This is a genomic window from Blautia wexlerae, from assembly GCF_013300825.1.
GTDB classification, from domain to species: Bacteria; Bacillota; Clostridia; order Lachnospirales; family Lachnospiraceae; genus Blautia_A; species Blautia_A wexlerae_B.
Genome location: NZ_JAAIMY010000023.1, coordinates 28,146 through 47,037, shown reverse-complemented (window position 1 = coordinate 47,037; position 18,892 = coordinate 28,146). Strand labels below are relative to the sequence as shown.

Here is an 18,892-nt window from a genome sequence, read left to right as displayed (position 1 = left end):
CAATAATTGTCTGAAAAACAGGCAGACAGAAATATCCCGGGGTAAAACTCCGGGATATTTTTATGAGGAGAGAAAATATATGGAAAAATGGGTAATAGCAGCAAAAAGAGCAGATTTTAACCAGATCGGTCAACAGTTTCATATTGATCCGGTGATTGCGAGACTGATCAGGAACAGAGATGTGATCGGAGAAGATAAGATAAGAGAGTATCTGGCAGGAACAGTAAAAGAGCTTCCTTCTCCCTGGCTGATGAAAGATATGGAAAAAGCTGTAGATATCCTGGAGAAAAAAATATCGCAGAAAGCAAAAATCCGTATTATTGGTGATTATGATATTGATGGTGTGACCTCTACATACATTTTAATGAAAGGTCTCGCAAGGATTGGAGCAGATGTGGATACTTACATTCCTGACAGAGTTTCAGACGGATATGGGATTCATGCACATCTTATAGAAAGAGCAGAAACAGACCGGATCGATACGATCGTGACCTGTGATAATGGGATTGCTGCGGCTGCCGAAATCCAGATGGCAAAGGATAAAGGAATGACAGTGATTATTACAGATCATCATGAGGTTCCTTACAGGGAGGAAAAGGGAGAACGTCAGATGGTGCTTCCGCCGGCAGATGCGATTTTGAATCCGAAACAATATGATTGTCCATACCCGAATAAAAACCTGTGTGGGGCAGTGGTGGCCTTTAAATATATTGCAGCACTTTACGAGAGATTTGGTGTTCCGGCAGAGGAGCTGGAAGATTATTATGAACTGGCGGCTATTGCAACAGTAGGAGATGTTATGGATCTTCAGGGAGAGAACAGGATTCTGGTAAAAGAAGGGCTGTACCGTCTGAAAAATACCAAAAATCAAGGATTGCAGGAACTGATCCGAGCAAACTCTCTGGAAGATGCTAAAATCACAGCTTATCATATCGGATTTGTGCTGGGACCATGTATCAATGCCAGTGGCAGACTGGATACAGCTGCTCGTTCTCTTGCACTTCTCAATGCAAAAACAAAGGAAGAAGCAGCAAGGCTTGCCGGAGATCTTACAGCTCTTAATCAGAGCCGAAAAGCTCTCACTGAGAAAGGAAAAGAAGAGGCAATCCGGATCATAGAGACTACAGAGCTGAAAAATGACAGAGTACTGGTAGTTTATCTTCCTGATTGTCATGAAAGTCTTGCTGGTATTATAGCGGGTAGGATCAGAGAAAAATATCACAGGCCTGCCTTTGTACTGACGGGCGGTGAGACAAGTGCAAAAGGAAGCGGAAGATCAATAGAAAGTTACTCCATGTATGAAGAACTGGTAAAGTGTGCAGATCTGATGATACAGTTTGGAGGTCATCCGATGGCAGCAGGTCTTTCTATAGAAGAAAAAAATATAGAAGAATTCCGGAGACGTCTCAATGTAAACTGTACGTTGACGGACGAAGAATTGCGTCCTAAGATCGTGATTGATGTGCCGATGCCTGTGTCTTATATTACAAAAGAACTGGTAGAACAGATTTCGCTTCTGGAGCCCTTTGGGAAAGGGAATACAAAACCGGTCTTTGCGCAGAAAAATCTTAGAGTGCTTGATCACGGTATTATCGGGAAAAATAAAAATGTAGTAAAATTAAAACTTCTCGATCCGCAGGGGATTTCAGTGGAAGGCATTTATTTCGGAGAAGCAGAGGATTTTGTGAACTTTATCAGGGAAAAAGACAGTATTTCTGTTACTTATTATCCGGAGATCAACAGATTCAGGGGACGAGAGAGCCTTCAGATCATTATTCAAAATTACTGTTAATATTACCGCTTGTTTCGTATCCGTCAGCAGACTTGTTACTGAGAACGGTGTGAACAGTAATGTAAGCTTGACAATACAAATGTCAGGGCTTAACAGTAACTTGATTCTGAAATAAAAAGGTGATATACTATAGAATATTTATGAGCGAACAGCAATATAACACACACTGGAGGAGAAATAAAATGAAGAAAATTGAAGATTATGTATTAAGTATACCGGATTTTCCTGAACCGGGGATTATTTTCAGAGATATTACAAGTGTTCTGCAGGATGCAGATGGCCTGCAGCTGGCAATCGACTCCATGCAGGACTGCCTTAAGGATGTAGATGTGGACGTGATTGCAGGAACAGAGTCCAGAGGCTTTATCTTTGGTGTACCGATCGCATATAATCTTCATAAACCATTTGTACCGATTCGTAAAAAAGGCAAACTTCCCCGCGAAACAGTATCTGTAAGCTATGATCTGGAATATGGCAGTGCAGAGATTGAAATGCATAAAGATTCCATAAAACCAGGTCAGAAAGTGGTTATCGTTGATGATCTGATCGCAACAGGCGGTACGATCGAAGCAGCGATCAAGCTGGTGGAACAGCTTGGCGGTGAGGTTGTCAAGGTTGTATTTCTCATGGAACTTGCAGGTTTAAAGGGACGCGAAAGACTGAACGGGTATGATGTAGCGTCCGTAATTTGTTATGATGGTAAATAAGCACAGCTGATTGTGCAGGACAGGCAGGTGGGAGCATATGACAGAGATAACAAAAAGTACAGAAGCAAAAAAAGATGAAATGCAGGTTGAAAAAGAGAAGCTGGAATCTGTAAAGAGAGCAGATGCGGCAGTAAAGACCATGCATGATTTTACAAGTCCGGAGGTGCTTTATAAAGAACTGATAAACAGTGTTCTGAAGTATCATCCATCAACAGATATTTCCATGATAGAGAAGGCGTATAAGGTTGCAAGTGAAGCTCATGAAGGACAGAAAAGAAAGTCCGGAGAGCCATATATCATTCATCCTTTGTGTGTTGCCATCATTCTGGCAGATCTGGAACTTGATAAAGAAACGATAGTTGCAGGTCTTCTTCATGATGCAGTTGAAGATACCTGGATGACCTATGAGGAAGTGGAGAAGGAATTTGGTTCAGAGGTTGCACTTCTTGTGGATGGTGTTACCAAGCTGGGACAGTTATCTTATTCTGCGGATAAAGTAGAAGTTCAGGCAGAGAACCTCAGAAAGATGTTTCTTGCCATGGCTAAGGATATCAGAGTTATTCTGATCAAGCTTGCAGACCGTCTTCATAATATGCGTACCTTACAGTATATGCGTCCTGAAAAGCAGCAGGAAAAGGCCAGAGAGACCATGGATATTTATGCTCCTATTGCCATGCGTCTGGGTATTTCCAAGATAAAGGTAGAGCTGGATGACCTGTCGCTGAAATACCTTAAGCCGGATGTATATTATGACCTGGTGCATAAGGTTGCCCTGCGTAAAAGCGAGAGAGAACAGTTTGTAGGTGCGATTGTAAAAGAAGTTAAGAAACATATGGATGATGCCAATATTAAGGCGCAGGTGGACGGACGTGTAAAACATTTTTTCAGCATCTACAAGAAGATGGTAAATCAGGATAAGACTATTGATCAGATTTATGATTTATTTGCTGTCCGTATTCTTGTAGATACAGTGAAGGATTGTTATGCTGCCCTTGGTGTGATCCATGAGATGTATAAGCCAATTCCGGGACGGTTTAAAGATTATATTGCCATGCCGAAACCCAATATGTATCAGTCATTGCATACCACATTGATCGGACCCAACGGACAGCCCTTTGAAATCCAGATCCGTACCTATGAAATGCACAGAACTGCAGAATATGGTATCGCTGCACACTGGAAATATAAGGAGTCGTCTGACGGAAAGGCTCCTGTAGGTAAAAGTGAGGAAGAGAAACTGAATTGGCTGCGTCAGATTCTGGAATGGCAGAGAGACATGTCTGATAACAAAGAATTCATGAGTCTTCTGAAGAATGACCTGGATCTTTTTGCGGACAGTGTTTACTGTTTCACTCCACAGGGAGATGTTAAAACACTTCCAAGCGGTTCTACACCGGTGGATTTTGCATACAGTGTTCACAGTGCAGTCGGAAATAAGATGGTAGGTGCCAGAGTTAACGGTAAGCTGGTTCCGATTGAATATGAGATCAAAAACGGCGACCGTATTGAAATCATTACTTCACAGAATTCTCAGGGACCAAGCCGCGACTGGCTGAAACTGGTTAAGAGTACTCAGGCAAAGAACAAGATTAACCAGTGGTTCAAGAAGGAATTAAAAGAAGATAATATCCTTAAGGGCAAGGAGATGCTTGCGCAGTATGCGCGTGCAAAGGGATTTAAGATCGCAAATTATACAAAAACCCAGTATCTGGAGGCTGTTTTGCGTAAATATGGTTTCAGGGACTGGGATTCAGTACTTGCTGCAATTGGTCATGGCGGATTGAAAGAAGGTCAGGTTTTCAATAAGCTGGTAGAGGCTTATGATAAGGAAAATAAGAAGAATCTGACAGATGAGCAGGTTCTTGAGGCTGCTTCTGAGACACAGGAGAAGCTTCACATTGCCAAGAGCAAGAGTGGAATTGTGGTAAAAGGAATCCATGATGTGGCAGTCCGTTTTTCCAAGTGCTGTAATCCGATCCCGGGTGACGAGATTGTAGGCTTTGTTACAAGAGGACGTGGAATCACAATCCATCGTACAGATTGCGTCAATGTGCTGAATATGTCTGAGACGGACAGGACACGATTGATCGAGGCGGAATGGCAGCAGCCTGATACCAAGGAAAAAGAGAAGTATATGGCTGAGATTCAGGTTTATGCAAATAACCGTACAGGGCTTCTTGTGGATCTTTCTAAAATATTTACAGAACGTAAGATTGACCTGCGAAGTATTAACAGCCGTACAAGCAAGCAGGAGAAGGCAACTATTTCCATGAGTTTTGAGATTGGAAGCAAAGAGGAACTGCGTTCTCTGATCGAGAAGATCCGTCAGGTAGAGAGTGTCATTGACGTAGAGAGAACTACAGGCTGATCATGGGAAAATCTGCTGGAACATTATTTTATGGAACTGCTGCAGATTGACAGAAAGGAATAACATGAAGAACTTAGAATTACAGAAATGTATATTGGGACCAGTATATACAAATTGCTATTTCCTTAAGAATAAAGAAACCGGAGAACTGATCATTGTTGATCCCGCAGATTGTCCAGAGAAGATTGAACTGAAGGTTTCCCGGATGAGTGGAAAACCGGTGGCAATTCTTCTTACTCATGGACATTTTGATCACATTCTGGCTGCACAGGCAGTAAAGGAGAAATATAATATTCCGATTTATGCCTGTCGTCAGGAAGAGGAGATGCTCCGCGAACCTTCGATCAATATGACTGTACATTATGGACAGGGATGTTCTATTGTGCCGGATGTATTTCTGGAGGATCTGGATGTTATCAGACTGGCGGGATTTTCTGTTCAGATGATCCATACACCGGGACATACCAAAGGAAGCTGCTGTTATTATCTGAAAGATGAAGGTGTATTGTTCAGCGGTGATACAGTGTTCTATGGCTCTGTTGGAAGAACGGATTTTCCGGGTGGAAGTACAGCAGAAATTGTGAGAAGTCTCCATAAATTGGTAGATTCACTTCCTGAAGAGACCGAGGTTTTCCCCGGACATGATGCATCTACTACTATTGGTTATGAAAAGAGGTATAATCCATTTGTGTAAAATAGGCATTCTGTTTGAGAACAGAGATTTTGAACATGATGTTTATGAACTGATCAAAGCGTTTTATCCCGAAGCGGAGATACATACTCTTTATGAAAATGATGAAGCAGAGTATGACCTCCGCTTCAGTGTGGAACGGGATAATGACAGTTATATCATAAAATACGAAAAGGCAGAGAATCTGTCGAAACAGGAAACAGAGAAAAAAGGGGTGATTTCCGCAGACATACTTTCTAAAAAGGATGCAGGCTATGGAATGCAGGATGCTCATGCTCTGAGAAAAGAGAATAAAGATACTATCAAATATGCTCTGTATCAGTTGTTGGTAAAACTGACGGGCAGAACTCTTCCATGGGGAAATCTGACAGGAATACGTCCTGCCAAACTGGCAATGGGAATGATCGAATCCGGAATGAAAAATACGGAAGCAGCCCGGGAGATGCGTGAGAGATATCTGGTAAGCCCGCAGAAAACAGCGCTTGCCATCACTATTGCAAACAGGGAAAGAGAGATTCTGAAGGATATTGACTATGAAAATGGATACAGCCTTTATATTGGAATCCCGTTTTGCCCAAGTATCTGTCTGTATTGTTCCTTCAGCTCCTATCCGCTGAAAGTGTGGGAGCAGAGAACAGATGAATATGTGGAAGCTCTCTGCCGGGAGGTAAGAGAGACTGCTCTTATGATGAAGGGAAGAAAACTGGATACCATCTATATTGGTGGCGGTACTCCGACCACACTGCTTCCACATCAGATCCGTAAGCTTCTGGATACAGTGGGAGAAGCTTTTGGCTATGAAGGACTGGCAGAGTTTACTGTGGAAGCCGGCAGACCGGACAGTATCACACATGAAAAACTGATGGCGATCAGGGAGTATCCGGTAACAAGAATTTCTGTGAATCCACAGACCATGAATCAGGAAACCCTGGATATTATCGGCCGCAGACATACTGTGGAGCAGACAAAAGAAGCGTTTTATCTGGCAAGAGAGCTGGGATATGATAACATTAACATGGATCTGATCGTAGGTCTTCCGGGTGAGGATATTCACATGGTAGAGCGTACTCTTGAACAGGTTCGTGAACTGGCACCGGACAGTATTACCGTACATTCACTGGCAGTGAAACGTGCAGCAAGGCTGAATATTTTTAAAGAGAAATATCAGGAAATGTCTTTTGAGAATAATCAGGAGATTATGGATCTGACCATGAAAACCGCATATGAAATGGGAATGGGCCCTTATTATCTGTATAGACAGAAGAATATGAAGGGAAATTTTGAAAATGTTGGCTATGCAAAGGTTGACAAAGCGGGAATTTACAATATACTGATTATGGAGGAAAAACAGCCCATCATCGCACTGGGGGCAGGCGGTTCTTCCAAGCTGGTCTTTGACCATGGACAGAGAATTGAGCGTGTGGAGAATGTAAAAGACGTTTCTAATTATATTTCCCGCATTGATGAAATGATCGAGAGAAAACGGACAGCAATAGCTACCTGGCTGTAGGATGTGGAGGTAACATTTTGGACACAGTACAAAAGACAGCAGCAGGTTCACAGCAGAGGATTCTGGAATTTGACCTTGCTTCTGAACTGCATCATGGAATGCTGGTAAGTAATCTGGCTTATGCGGTTGCAGAGGAGATGGGACTGCCGCATGAACAGTGCTATGAGCTTGCAATAGCAGGAATGCTCCATGATATAGGAAAGCTGAAGCTGACAAGTTATATTAACGGACAGGAGCAGGATCCTCTGGTGATTGAGGAACTGAAGTATGTCCGGATGCATTCTACATTGGGATATGAGGAACTTAAAGGGCAGGGATATTCGGATTTTGTATTGGAGAGTATCCTGTACCATCATGAGAATTATGATGGCAGTGGATATCCGTCCAATAAAGCAGGTGATGATATACCCATAGGTGCCCGGATACTCAGAGTCTGTGATGTATATGCAGCATTGATTTCTGACAGACCATACAGAAGAGGATTTGATATTTCTTCAGTTATGGGGCTGATGATCGATGAAGTAAAGAATTTTGATATGCAGGTTTTTCTTGCGTTTCAGAGAGTGGTTCATAATGGAGACGGGCAGAATTTTTATAAAAGAGGAGGACAACATGGCATTAAAGAAGAAACCGGTAACCGGTATGAAGGACATTTTACCAAAAGAGATGGAAATCCGTAATTATGTGATGAACATGATTCGTGAAACATACGGAACATTTGGATTTTCATCTATAGAGACACCATGTGTGGAGCATATTGAAAATCTTTCCAGTAAACAGGGCGGAGAGAATGAGAAACTTATTTTCAAGATCCTGAAACGTGGGGAGAAACTGAAACTTGCGGAAGCAGAGAAAGAAAGTGATCTGGTTGACTCCGGACTTCGCTACGATCTGACTGTGCCGCTTTCCAGATATTATTCCAACAATGCAAATGAGCTTCCGGCTCCTTTTAAGGCACTTCAGATGGGAAATGTGTGGAGAGCAGACAGACCGCAGAGAGGACGTTTCCGTCAGTTTATGCAGTGTGATATTGATATTCTGGGTGAGCCTACTTATCTGGCTGAGATCGAACTGGTTCTTGCTACCACAACGTTGCTCGGAAAGCTGGATTTCCACAACTTTACGATTCGCATCAATGACAGAAAAATCTTAAAAGCGATGGCGCAGTACAGCGGATTCCCACAGGAAAGCTTTGACACTGTGTTTATCATTCTGGACAAGATGGACAAGATTGGTCTGGAAGGTGTTGCAGAAGAACTGGAGAAGGAAGGATTTGCAAAAGAGAGCATTGATACCTACCTTGGACTTTTCAAAGAGATCACTTCTGACATTGAGGGTGTTCGTTACTGCAAAGAGAAATTAAAAGATGTTCTGGATCCTAAGGTTGCCGAGGATCTTGAGACTATTATTTCTACTGTGGATTCTGTTAAAACCGCAGACTTCAGGATGTCCTTTGATCCGACTCTGGTACGTGGAATGTCTTACTATACAGGTCCGATCTTCGAGATTTCTATGGATGAGTTCGGCGGCAGTGTAGGCGGCGGTGGACGTTACGATGAGATGATCGGTAAATTTACCGGAAACAATACATCTGCATGTGGTTTCTCTATTGGATTTGAGAGGATTGTAATGCTTCTCCTTGAGAGAAATTACGAAATTCCGACAAAAAATGGCAAGAAAGCATATCTTATTGAGAAGAATATGCCGGCTGATAAGATGTTGACTATTCTGAAACAGGCTCAGGAAGAGCGTAATGCAGGAACTCAGATCAATATTTCTATTATGAAAAAGAATAAGAAATTCCAGAAAGATCAGATGACTGCAGAAGGTTATACAGAGTTTGTTGAATTCTTTAGAGACAGAGTGTAAAGGTCGTTAAATTTTATAATTAATATAGAAAAGCATGAAAAGAGGAAAAAAACATGGCTGAAAGTATGCAGGGACTGCACAGAACATGCCGATGTGCAGAAGTGACAAAGGAAATGATCGGAAAAGAAGTCGTCCTTATGGGATGGGTTCAGAAAGCCCGCGATAAAGGCGGAATTATTTTCGTAGATTTAAGAGACCGCTCAGGTATCATGCAGCTGATCTTTGAGAATGGCAGCATTGATGAAGAAGGTTTCGCAAAAGCGGGAAAACTCAGAAGTGAATTTGTGATCGCAGTCACCGGTGTGGTAGAAGAAAGAGGCGGTGCTGTCAATAAGAATCTTGCAACAGGTGAGATTGAACTGCGTGTAAAATCTCTCCGCGTGCTGTCCGAGGCAGAAGTACCTCCTTTCCCAATCGAGGAAAACTGTAAGACAAAAGATGAAATCCGCCTGAAATATCGTTATCTGGATTTAAGAAGACCTGATCTTCAGAAAAATATTATGCTTAAAAGCAAAGTTATGATGCTCACAAGGCAGTTCTTTGCAAAAGAAGGTTTTCTTGAAATTGAGACACCTATGCTTGGAAAGAGTACACCGGAAGGTGCAAGAGATTATCTGGTACCGTCACGTGTTCATCCGGGACATTTCTATGGTCTGCCACAGTCTCCGCAGCTGTATAAACAGCTTCTGATGTGCTCCGGTTATGACCGTTATATTCAGATAGCAAGATGCTTCCGCGATGAAGACCTTCGTGCTGACAGACAGCCGGAATTTACACAGATCGATATGGAACTTTCTTTTGTAGATGTTGATGATGTTATCGATGTAAATGAGAGATTTCTTGCATATCTGTTTAAAGAAGTTCTTGATATTGATGTAAAACTCCCAATCCAGCGCATCACATGGCAGGAAGCTATGGACAGATTCGGTTCAGATAAACCGGATATGCGTTTCGGAATGGAACTGCACGATGTAAGCGATGTTGTTAAGAACTGTGGCTTCAGTGTATTTACTTCTGCTCTGGAAAACGGCGGCAGTGTCCGTGGTATCAATGCAGAAGGACAGGGCTCCATGCCTCGTAAGAAAATCGACAAACTGGTTGAGTTTGCCAAAGGTTACGGCGCAAAAGGTCTGGCATACATTGCAATCGCTGAAGATGGCACAAGAAAATCTTCTTTTGCCAAATTTATGACAGATGAAGAGATGGATGCTCTGGTAGCTGCTATGGATGGTAAAGCCGGTGACTTGCTTCTGTTCGCTGCAGACAAGAAGAAACTGGTTTATGATGTACTTGGTGCACTTCGTCTGGAACTTGCAAAACAGATGGATCTGCTTGACAAGAATGAATACCGTTTTGTTTGGGTAACAGAATTTCCGCTTCTTGAGTGGAGTGAAGAAGAGAACCGTTTCACAGCAATGCATCATCCGTTTACCATGCTTATGGAAGAGGATCTTCCGCTTCTGGATACAGATCCCGGAAAAGTTCGTGCAAAAGCATACGATATCGTATTAAATGGTAATGAAATCGGTGGTGGTAGTGTGAGAATCCACCAGGATGACATTCAGGAGAGAATGTTTGAGGCACTTGGATTCACCAAAGAAGCGGCCCATGAACAGTTCGGATTCCTTCTGGATGCATTCAAATACGGAGTTCCGCCTCACGCAGGACTGGCATACGGACTTGACCGTCTGGTAATGCTTATGGCTAAGGTTGACAGTATTCGTGATGTCATTGCATTCCCGAAAGTCAAAGATGCATCCTGCCTGATGACACAGTCACCAAGTCGTGTAAGTGAAGATCAGTTAAAAGAACTGGAACTGGAAGTCAGACCTGAGGAAGTAACTGAATAAAGATTAAAAACCATTCTTACATCTGGCTGTCTGCAGATCAGCAGATGTAAGAATGGTTTTTTAATTGTTATTATCCGGATTATCCAGAGGCGAATCAGTCAAATTGCCGAAAATTGCATTTCCCAGAGTACTTCCCTCGTCCTGAAGCTTCCAGGAAACTCCATCATTGATAAAGACAAAAGCAACGTCATTAACAGTAACGGCGGTGTTCTTACTGATACAGTCAAGAAGTATCTCAAGAGATTTTTCATAACGTTTCTGTGAACCACCGATTACTGCATCTGCAGAGGTAAGGTATTTATCAAGCTCAGACTGATATTCGGATAAAATAGAATCGCTGTCAAAGGTAGTAATCTGGGTTGTGACGGTTGCATTATATCCGTTTTCGCTGCTGGACTTTATAACATATCTAAAATTTTTATGAATCTGTTCTGCGAGTGCTGCAGCAATGGAATTCTTAGAAGAATCAGAAGTATTCATAATATTTACAACACCCAGATAAGAACTCATTTCTTTCAGATCCAGTTTTTCGAGAGTATCAAGATATACAGTCAGGGTATCCTCCGGTGAAAGAATATCCGGATCAGCCAGATCAGCAATAAGACCGCCGACAAGGTCATCCTCCAGGGAATTAGTACGCTGGATTTTCCATTTTTCTTTTTTATTATTACCGGTATTGACAAGCTGTATGGAACAGTCTGTTTCTGCTGTATCATATTCATTGGTATTCAGAAGATGATTCAGGATCAGATAATGAGCCTCAAGAGATCTGGAAGAATCTTTAGTGCTTCCTGTCTGAGCCTGAGCTGCTTCTGTAATCTGAGTTTGGAGAAGTTCTGTTTTGAAATCTCTGGCAAGAGTCTGGGAACTGATCGTTGTCAGTTTAACAGAAACAGTGGCAGAATTATTTTCTGCGGAGATGCTGACATCCGAAATTTTGTAATCAAATTTCCGGAAAAAGAGAGAAAATGTTTCAGTGATTTCATCAGATAAATCAGTGTTCTCCGTAGCATCAGGAAACAGTTCCGTATATGGTATATATTTTTGCGTGGTTTCTGAATCCAGATTTTTGAGCTGATCCAGTTCAGTTTTGACTACGTTCTTTACATCTGACTCATTTTTATGAGAACAGCTACTGTTTATGGGTACAGCAAGCAGAATAAATAATATAGAGAGCAGAGGAATCAGACGTTTATTTATATTCATACATACTTTTTCCTTTCGTAGTTTTGGGATGTTATACTGTCTATTTTAACAGATTTTGCTGTCACTGTCAAAAAAGTGAAAAATATGAATGAAATTCATAAAAAAAACGTGAAAAAATTGTGAAAAATGCCACCGTTGATTTATAAAGCTTTCATTTTAGAATGAAATCTGATATGATGGGAAAGTGAATAATTTTGATGGAAAAATACAATAGTGTATAATAAAGATGATTCGACAACTGCAAAATATGGAACAGTTACGAAGATACTGTGTTGCTGCAGATAAAAGGAACGGCAATATGGTAATATCAAGGAGGCAATTATGAAGAAACGTATTATTATCGTTTTGGGAATCCTGATCGCAGCAGGCGGTATCGGAACCGGAGTCTGGTATCACTTTAATGGAAGCGGTCAGAGTGGAACTGGTGATTCTATTGTGTATGTGTCAAAAGTAAGTGTTATCACTGGATCTGAAACAACAGCGGTAAATCGGTTTGCCGGTGTTGTGGAACCGCAGAAAACTGTAAATGTAAAAATAGAAAGTGGACGAAAAGTAAAAGAAGTGGAAGTTAAGACCGGAGAAGAGGTAAAGGCCGGACAGCTTCTTTTTGAATATGATCTCAGCAGTATTGAGGATGATCTGAAGCAGGCACAACTGGATCTGGATAGATTAAAAAATGAACAGATCAGCCTGACAGAACAGATAGCTACGCTGGAAGCGGAGAAGAAAAAAGCAAAGGCTGAAGATCAGCTGTCCTATACCATTGAAATCGAGACTAACAAAATGAATCTCAAGAAGAATGAATATAGTCAGAAGAGTAAACAGTCTGAAATTGATAAACTTCAGAGCGCAACACAGAATACAGAGGTTCGAAGTGAAATAGATGGTGTGATACAGAAAATTGACACTTCCAAAATGACAAGTGATGACGGTGATTCTGTGGATGACAGCAGTGCAATGGACAGTAGCATGTCGTCAGGTGACGGAAGTTCGGACAGTTCTGCATTTATTACAATTCTCAGTACAGGTGCTTACAGAGTGAAAGGTAAAGTTAATGAACAGAACAGGGATTCTATTGTACCCGGAGAGGCAGTGATCATCCGTTCCAGAGTAGACAACAGTAAAACATGGAAAGGAACGATGGGATCCGTAGATGTGAATAATGGAACTTCAGATGACAGCAGTAATGATATGTATATGGGTATGGCAAGTACCAGTTCCGATGATCAGACAACGTCTACTTCTTATCCTTTTTATGTGGAATTGGATTCCTCTGAGAATCTGATGCTTGGACAGCATGTGTACATAGAACGTGACATCGGACAGGATGAGAAAAAAGACGGTCTGTGGCTCAGTGATTACTATATTCTGGACACAGATACCAATGAACCGTATGTATGGGCAGCCAGCGATAAGAACAGACTGGAGAAGCGTTATGTAACACTTGGAGAACATGATGATGATCTTGGAGAATATGAGATTGTTGATGGTCTTACAAAGAAAGATGCGATTGCATTCCCGACAGCGGCTCTGGAAGAAGGCGAAAAAACAGAGATCGGAGATCTGGCTCAGACAATGAGCGGAGGCGCGGACGGGATTACAGATATGGATGCTGATCAGGGAAATATGGATGATGAACAGCCAGATTCCGCAGATGGGGAAGCCTATACAGATCCAGATATGGAAGAGAATTCTGAAGATGACAGTTCGGATGACTCGATTGATCCAAATGAGGAACTTGTACCAATCGATGAGGCACCTGGTATGAGCGCAGGTGAAGACGTGGAGGGGATCGAATGATACTGGAATTAAAGGGTATATATAAAGAATATCAGCAGGGTAAAATGAAGGTTCCGGTATTAAAAGATGTGAATTTCTCCATGGAAGAAGGAGAATACGTGGCAATTATGGGACCATCCGGTTCGGGAAAAACTACTCTGATGAACATTATCGGATGTCTGGACAAGCAGACAGAGGGGACTTTTTTTCTGGATGGAGTGGATATTAAGGCATGCTCAGAGAATGAAATGTCTGATATCCGGTTAAATAAGATTGGGTTTGTTTTTCAGAGTTTTCATCTGCTTCCCAAGCAGAGTGCCCTGGCAAATGTTGAGATGCCGCTAAATTATGCGAGAGTACCTAAAAAAGAAAGAAAAGAACGTGCCCTGAAAGCACTTGACAGGGTAGGACTGGCAGACAGAGTGGATTTTAAACCCAATCAGCTCTCAGGTGGCCAGATGCAGAGAGTTGCTATTGCAAGGGCAATTGTCAACAATCCGAAACTTCTTCTTGCGGATGAGCCGACAGGTGCTCTTGACAGTAAATCTGGCGCACAGGTTATGGAACTTTTTCAGAGGCTGAATGATGAAGGGGTATCGGTATTGATGATCACACATGATGCAGATATTGCTGCACATGCGAAGCGGGTGGTTACGATCAAAGATGGTATCCTTCAGGAAAAGAGGTGATCTTCATGGGCAAAATCAAGAAAATCCTCGCTGGCGTACTTGTGGTGGCGATTGCCGGAAGCGGAATCACAGCCGGTCTGATGCAATTGAAGAAAAACAGTCAGAAAACAGTAGCAGTTACTCCTGTAAGTGGACTTTTACAGGAATTCTATACTCCGGCAACTACTCTTGACGGAATGATCACGTCAAGTGCAACACAGACTGTAAATGGTGACAAAGATTTAATTATCGATCAGATTTATGTGACAAAAGGTGATGCCGTAAAAAAGGGAGATCCTCTGATTTCTTTTGATACTACCCTGGTGGAAATGGAACTGAACATAGCGAAACTTAAACGGCAGAAACTGGAACAGGATTTAAATAAAGCGGTAAACAGACTGAACAGTCTCCAAAATGGTGGTCCTGTGGAGGAAACAGACGCAGGTGCTGCTGCAGATAATCTGAACTCTGCGACAGGAAGCGACAATGATACCACTGGAGATGATGATATGACCCCGGATGATACCATGTCATCTGCTGCTGATATGTCCGGCAATTATCTGGCAGCGGCGTTTCATCCTCTTTTACTTTCCGCGTTTACGGATGAGGGAGCTTCAGATGCTGCATCAGATAATGGAGAAGGCAGCAATGGAAGTACTGATACACAGGACAGTCAGAATACAGATGAATCTTCTGACACTACATCAGTAAATGATACTCCGGCATATGCGGATCCGTCTGCAAATGAATTTGGGGATGGGAATAATGATAATTCATTTGAGCCGGGAAATGCCGATACACCAGAGGTATCTCCGACTCCAACACCGGTGTTGGATCATCGCACCACATATTTTGATCCCTATTATCGAAAAGGTGATCCGAATATTACAGACGGAGACGAGCCATTCTATCAGGAACTGGATGCAGATTCTGTTCCGTTTACAGGAAGTGGCACAGAGGATGATCCATATGTATACCTGTGCAGCAGTGCAAAAGAAAAAGTAACAGTAATGGGTTCATTCTTTAATAAACTTGCAGGATACAGTCCTGATGGAACCAAAGTTGTTAATCAGGGTGGTTACTGGTACCGTCTGGAATTTCATCAGAATGATACAATAGCGGACTATGATGATCTGAAAACCTCCTGCACAGGTTATTATCTGGTAAACGGAAGTTTTCTGGAGAAACCAGTATATGAATTTGCAGAGGTGGAATTTACACTGGCAGATGCAGATAAATATGATGAGAATCCAGATGACGGAGGAGATGACAATCCTGGTGGGAATGATGTGGAACCTACTGAAACCCCTGTTTCCAGGGCAGATGCTATCAAGTATCAGAAGAGTAAGATTGCCAGTCTAAAGCTGGACCTTCAGGAAAGCGATATCAAGATATCACAGTTGGAAAAGAAAGCGAATAAAAAGCTTATCAGTGCAAAACTGGATGGTACGGTTACTTATGTGGGAGATTCCGGAAGTGGTGAGACAACTGACGGTAATGCTCTGATCAAGATAAAAAGCAGTGATGGATTTTATGTGGTAGGTTCTGTGAGTGAACTGATGCTCGATGATTTTAAAGAAGGTACAAAGCTCAACTGTACAAGTTATACCAGCGGATCTTTTGAGGCAGAGGTTATGGATGTTTCGGAATATCCGGTAACCGGAAACAGTTATTATGGAAACAGTAATCCAAATGTATCTTATTATGCATTTACAGCAGTGGTGACTGATAAAACTCTCCAACTGGAGGATCAGGACTGGGTTACTGTTAATTATGAAGCATCTGCTGCAGAAAACAGTATGGTCATTCAGAAAGCTTTTGTCAGAAGTGACAGCAGTAAAAATTATGTATACAAAGATGATAAAGGTGTCCTGAAGAAACAGGAAATTTCTGTAGGTGCAACTGTGGACGGCGGTTATAGTGTGATTGTTAAAGGCGGACTCAGTGCAGATGACCTGATCGCATTCCCTTATGGAAAAGATGTGAAAGAGGGAGCCAAAACGAAAGAAGTTACGCTGGATCAGATGTATGGATATTAATTAAGAAGGGAGACATTTTATGCTTGAAAATATACGCCTGGCTTTTCAGGGAATATGGTCACATATGATGAGATCCTTCCTGACCATGCTGGGTATTATTATTGGTATTGCATCTATTATTGCAATTGTTTCTACCATCAAGGGAACCAGTGAACAGATTAAGGAAGATCTGATAGGTGCAGGTTCCAATACGGTAAAGATTTATCTGTATGATGGAGATAACCAGTATGATGCGGAATATGGAAATTCCTCAAAAGCACCGATCCTGACAGATGATGTAAAAGAAGAAGTGAAAGATCTGGATCATGTTGAGAATGCAACTTTTTATTATAACAGTACCAGCGCATCTATTTATAATAATAATAACAGTCTGGAAGGTGGAAGTGTTTACGGCATTGATGTGAACTATCTGGCTACCTGTGGATATGTAATTCAGTCAGGACGGGGATTTGTAAAAGATGACTATAAAAATTACAATAAAGTTGCACTGATCGATGACAATGCAGCTCAGAATCTGTTTCCGTCGCAAAATCCGGTGGGGCAGACTGTAGAGATTAATCAGGAGCCATATACGATTGTAGGAGTAATCCGGCAGGACGAAAATTATCAGCCGACGATCAACAGCATTGATGAATATTATACTTATTATCAGTCGATTGTAGGAAGTGTGATGATCCCGGACAGTTGCTGGCCGATTTCCTTTAAATTTGATGTTCCTCAGAATGTAATTGTGAAAGCGGACAGCACAGATACCATGAGTTCGGTGGGAAATGCAGCAGCAGATGTGCTGAATAATTTAATTGCAGCCTTAAATACAGGCGGAAATACAACTATGAAATACAAAGCTGAAGATATTATGGAGCAGGTTAAGAATATGCAGAAGCTTAGTGAGAGTACGAATAATCAGTTGATTTGGATTGCAAGTATCTCTCTTCTTGTAGGTGGTATTGGTGTCATGAATATCATGTTGGTTTCTGTCACAGAGCGTACCAAAGAGATTGGATTGAAAAAGGCTATCGGGGCACGTAAGAAGACTATTTTGGGACAGTTTCTGACAGAGGCTTCTGTACTTACCAGTATTGGCGGTATTATCGGAGTGATAACAGGAATCGGGCTGTCGAAAGTGGTGGGAAAGGTTACTGGTTCGCCTACTGCAATCAGTGTACCATCAATTGTAATCGCAGTATTGTTTTCTACAGTGATTGGTGTAGTGTTTGGATTGCTTCCTTCTGTAAAGGCAGCAAATTTAAATCCTATTGATGCATTGAGAAGTGAATAAACCCGGTACAGAAAAACAATTAAGATTGTAAGAGAGTTGGACTGATTCTGTTATAAATATCACAAAAGAATAGAAACGTACAGTCAAAATTCCGCATGGGTCAATCTATGCGGAATTTTTTTGCAATAAATTATCGGTTCCTGATTGTGATACATAAAAAAATATGATAAACTGAACATAGTATGTAATTTTATGAAAAGATAATTGATACATAAAAATCTGAAGTGGATCAGAAGTAAAGGAGATATGAATATGGGAAAAATTGCCATTGTCACAGACAGTAACAGCGGCATAACACAGGACCAGGCAAGAGAACTTGGAATCAGCGTAATTCCAATGCCTTTTTATATTAACGAGAAGCTTTATCTTGAAGGAATCACTCTTTCACAGGAAGAGTTTTATGAGAGACTTAAGAATGATGAGGCTATTTCTACATCACAGCCGGGGCCGGCAGATGTATGCGGACTCTGGAATACATTACTGGAAAAGTATGATGAAGTAGTGCACATTCCAATGTCAAGCGGACTGAGTGCATCCTGCGATACAGCAATGGGACTGGCTCAGGAATATGACGGAAGAGTACATGTAGTAGACAATCAGAGAATTTCTGTTACACAGAGACAATCTGTACTGGATGCCCTCACATTAAGAGATGTGGGTAGAAATGCGACACAGATCAAACAGGTTCTGGAAGAACAGAAGCTGGATTCCAGTATCTATATTACCCTGGAAACTTTGAAATACCTTAAGAAAGGCGGAAGGATCACTCCTGCTGCAGCAGCAATCGGAACAGTTCTGAACCTGAAACCTGTACTTCAGATTCAGGGAGATAAGCTGGATGCATACTCCAAAACAAGAGGCAAGAAGCAGGCAAAACGTGTCATGCTCAAGGCTATGCAGAATGACTGGGAGAACCGTTTCGCGGAATATGTAAAACGTGGCGAAATGTGCCTGCAGTCTGCTTATACAGGAAATCAGGAGGAAGCAGAGGAATTTAAGAGAGAAATTGCCGAAGTATTCCCTGGAATTGAGATTGTGCAGAATCCGTTATCATTAAGTGTTGCATGCCACATCGGACATGGTGCTATTGCAGTTGCATGTTCAAGAAAAGTGGTAGTAGAATAAAACAATTTG

General features: G+C 41.8%; 14 protein-coding genes. 13 read left to right on the top strand and 1 reads right to left on the bottom strand.

Annotated features, from left to right (window positions below; translation table 11 throughout):
- The first annotated feature begins 79 nt into the window (after positions 1-79).
- The 8 genes from recJ (at position 80) to aspS (ending at position 10,787) form a co-directional block, all read left to right on the top strand.
- The gene (gene recJ, locus G4417_RS12105; RefSeq protein ID WP_173683600.1) at positions 80-1,792 is read left to right on the top strand and encodes a single-stranded-DNA-specific exonuclease RecJ; all 1,713 of its coding nucleotides are present in this window, start codon (positions 80-82) and stop codon (positions 1,790-1,792) included.
- Between the two features lie 182 nt (positions 1,793-1,974).
- Positions 1,975-2,499 (top strand): adenine phosphoribosyltransferase, encoded by a 525-nt coding sequence (locus G4417_RS12100; RefSeq protein WP_173683599.1) that lies wholly within the window; start codon positions 1,975-1,977, stop codon positions 2,497-2,499.
- A 37-nt stretch (positions 2,500-2,536) separates the two neighbouring features.
- Entirely contained in the window at positions 2,537-4,867 is a 2,331-nt protein-coding gene (locus G4417_RS12095) for a RelA/SpoT family protein (RefSeq protein ID WP_008703728.1), read from the top strand.
- 64 nt (positions 4,868-4,931) lie between these two features.
- Positions 4,932-5,561 carry an MBL fold metallo-hydrolase gene (locus tag G4417_RS12090; RefSeq protein WP_173683598.1) on the top strand — a complete coding sequence of 210 codons (630 nt, stop codon included), beginning with the start codon at positions 4,932-4,934 and terminating at the stop codon, positions 5,559-5,561.
- Positions 5,533-7,068, top strand: a complete 1,536-nt coding sequence (hemZ, locus tag G4417_RS12085) for a coproporphyrinogen dehydrogenase HemZ (protein WP_173683597.1) — start codon at positions 5,533-5,535, stop codon at positions 7,066-7,068. Before G4417_RS12090 ends, hemZ begins: the two co-directional genes overlap by 29 nt.
- A 17-nt stretch (positions 7,069-7,085) precedes the next feature.
- On the top strand, positions 7,086-7,748 hold the full coding sequence (locus tag G4417_RS12080) for an HD-GYP domain-containing protein (RefSeq protein WP_243268798.1): 663 nt from the start codon (positions 7,086-7,088) through the stop codon (positions 7,746-7,748).
- Entirely contained in the window at positions 7,681-8,937 is a 1,257-nt protein-coding gene (gene hisS / locus G4417_RS12075) for a histidine--tRNA ligase (protein ID WP_026648797.1), read from the top strand. The genes G4417_RS12080 and hisS overlap by 68 nt, the downstream gene beginning before the upstream one ends.
- Positions 8,938-8,990: 53 nt before the next feature.
- Entirely contained in the window at positions 8,991-10,787 is a 1,797-nt protein-coding gene (gene aspS / locus G4417_RS12070; RefSeq protein ID WP_173683596.1) for an aspartate--tRNA ligase, read from the top strand.
- 60 nt (positions 10,788-10,847) lie between these two features.
- On the opposite strand, the gene G4417_RS12065 is transcribed toward aspS, so the two are convergent.
- Positions 10,848-11,993: a hypothetical protein gene (locus G4417_RS12065; RefSeq protein WP_173683595.1), complete on the bottom strand. Its 1,146-nt coding sequence runs from the start codon at positions 11,991-11,993 to the stop codon at positions 10,848-10,850.
- Positions 11,994-12,314: 321 nt separating this feature from the next.
- On the opposite strand from G4417_RS12065, the gene G4417_RS12060 reads away from it, so the two are divergent.
- The 5 genes from G4417_RS12060 (at position 12,315) to G4417_RS12040 (ending at position 18,883) form a co-directional block, all read left to right on the top strand.
- A complete protein-coding gene (locus G4417_RS12060) occupies positions 12,315-13,793 on the top strand; it encodes an efflux RND transporter periplasmic adaptor subunit (protein WP_173683594.1) in 1,479 nt (492 codons plus the stop codon).
- On the top strand, positions 13,790-14,461 hold the full coding sequence (locus G4417_RS12055) for an ABC transporter ATP-binding protein (RefSeq protein ID WP_173683593.1): 672 nt from the start codon (positions 13,790-13,792) through the stop codon (positions 14,459-14,461). The genes G4417_RS12060 and G4417_RS12055 overlap by 4 nt, the downstream gene beginning before the upstream one ends.
- A 5-nt stretch (positions 14,462-14,466) precedes the next feature.
- Positions 14,467-16,479 (top strand): hypothetical protein, encoded by a 2,013-nt coding sequence (locus G4417_RS12050; protein WP_173683592.1) that lies wholly within the window; start codon positions 14,467-14,469, stop codon positions 16,477-16,479.
- Positions 16,480-16,498: 19 nt separating this feature from the next.
- Positions 16,499-17,758, top strand: a complete 1,260-nt coding sequence (locus tag G4417_RS12045) for an ABC transporter permease (protein ID WP_173683591.1) — start codon at positions 16,499-16,501, stop codon at positions 17,756-17,758.
- A gap of 252 nt (positions 17,759-18,010) precedes the next feature.
- Positions 18,011-18,883 (top strand): DegV family protein, encoded by an 873-nt coding sequence (locus tag G4417_RS12040; RefSeq protein WP_173683590.1) that lies wholly within the window; start codon positions 18,011-18,013, stop codon positions 18,881-18,883.
- Positions 18,884-18,892: the final 9 nt, after the last annotated feature.

Bases quoted from the DNA above. Each gene is read 5' to 3' on its own strand.
- recJ (WP_173683600.1), top strand. From the start codon at position 80: ATGGAAAAATGGGTAATAGCAGCAAAAAGAGCAGATTTTAACCAGATC.
- G4417_RS12100 (WP_173683599.1), top strand. From the start codon at position 1,975: ATGAAGAAAATTGAAGATTATGTATTAAGTATACCGGATTTTCCTGAA.
- G4417_RS12095 (WP_008703728.1), top strand. From the start codon at position 2,537: ATGACAGAGATAACAAAAAGTACAGAAGCAAAAAAAGATGAAATGCAG.
- G4417_RS12090 (WP_173683598.1), top strand. From the start codon at position 4,932: ATGAAGAACTTAGAATTACAGAAATGTATATTGGGACCAGTATATACA.
- hemZ (WP_173683597.1), top strand. From the start codon at position 5,533: ATGAAAAGAGGTATAATCCATTTGTGTAAAATAGGCATTCTGTTTGAG.
- hisS (WP_026648797.1), top strand. From the start codon at position 7,681: ATGGCATTAAAGAAGAAACCGGTAACCGGTATGAAGGACATTTTACCA.
- aspS (WP_173683596.1), top strand. From the start codon at position 8,991: ATGGCTGAAAGTATGCAGGGACTGCACAGAACATGCCGATGTGCAGAA.
- G4417_RS12065 (WP_173683595.1), bottom strand. From the start codon at position 11,993: ATGAATATAAATAAACGTCTGATTCCTCTGCTCTCTATATTATTTATT.
- G4417_RS12060 (WP_173683594.1), top strand. From the start codon at position 12,315: ATGAAGAAACGTATTATTATCGTTTTGGGAATCCTGATCGCAGCAGGC.
- G4417_RS12055 (WP_173683593.1), top strand. From the start codon at position 13,790: ATGATACTGGAATTAAAGGGTATATATAAAGAATATCAGCAGGGTAAA.
- G4417_RS12050 (WP_173683592.1), top strand. From the start codon at position 14,467: ATGGGCAAAATCAAGAAAATCCTCGCTGGCGTACTTGTGGTGGCGATT.
- G4417_RS12045 (WP_173683591.1), top strand. From the start codon at position 16,499: ATGCTTGAAAATATACGCCTGGCTTTTCAGGGAATATGGTCACATATG.
- G4417_RS12040 (WP_173683590.1), top strand. From the start codon at position 18,011: ATGGGAAAAATTGCCATTGTCACAGACAGTAACAGCGGCATAACACAG.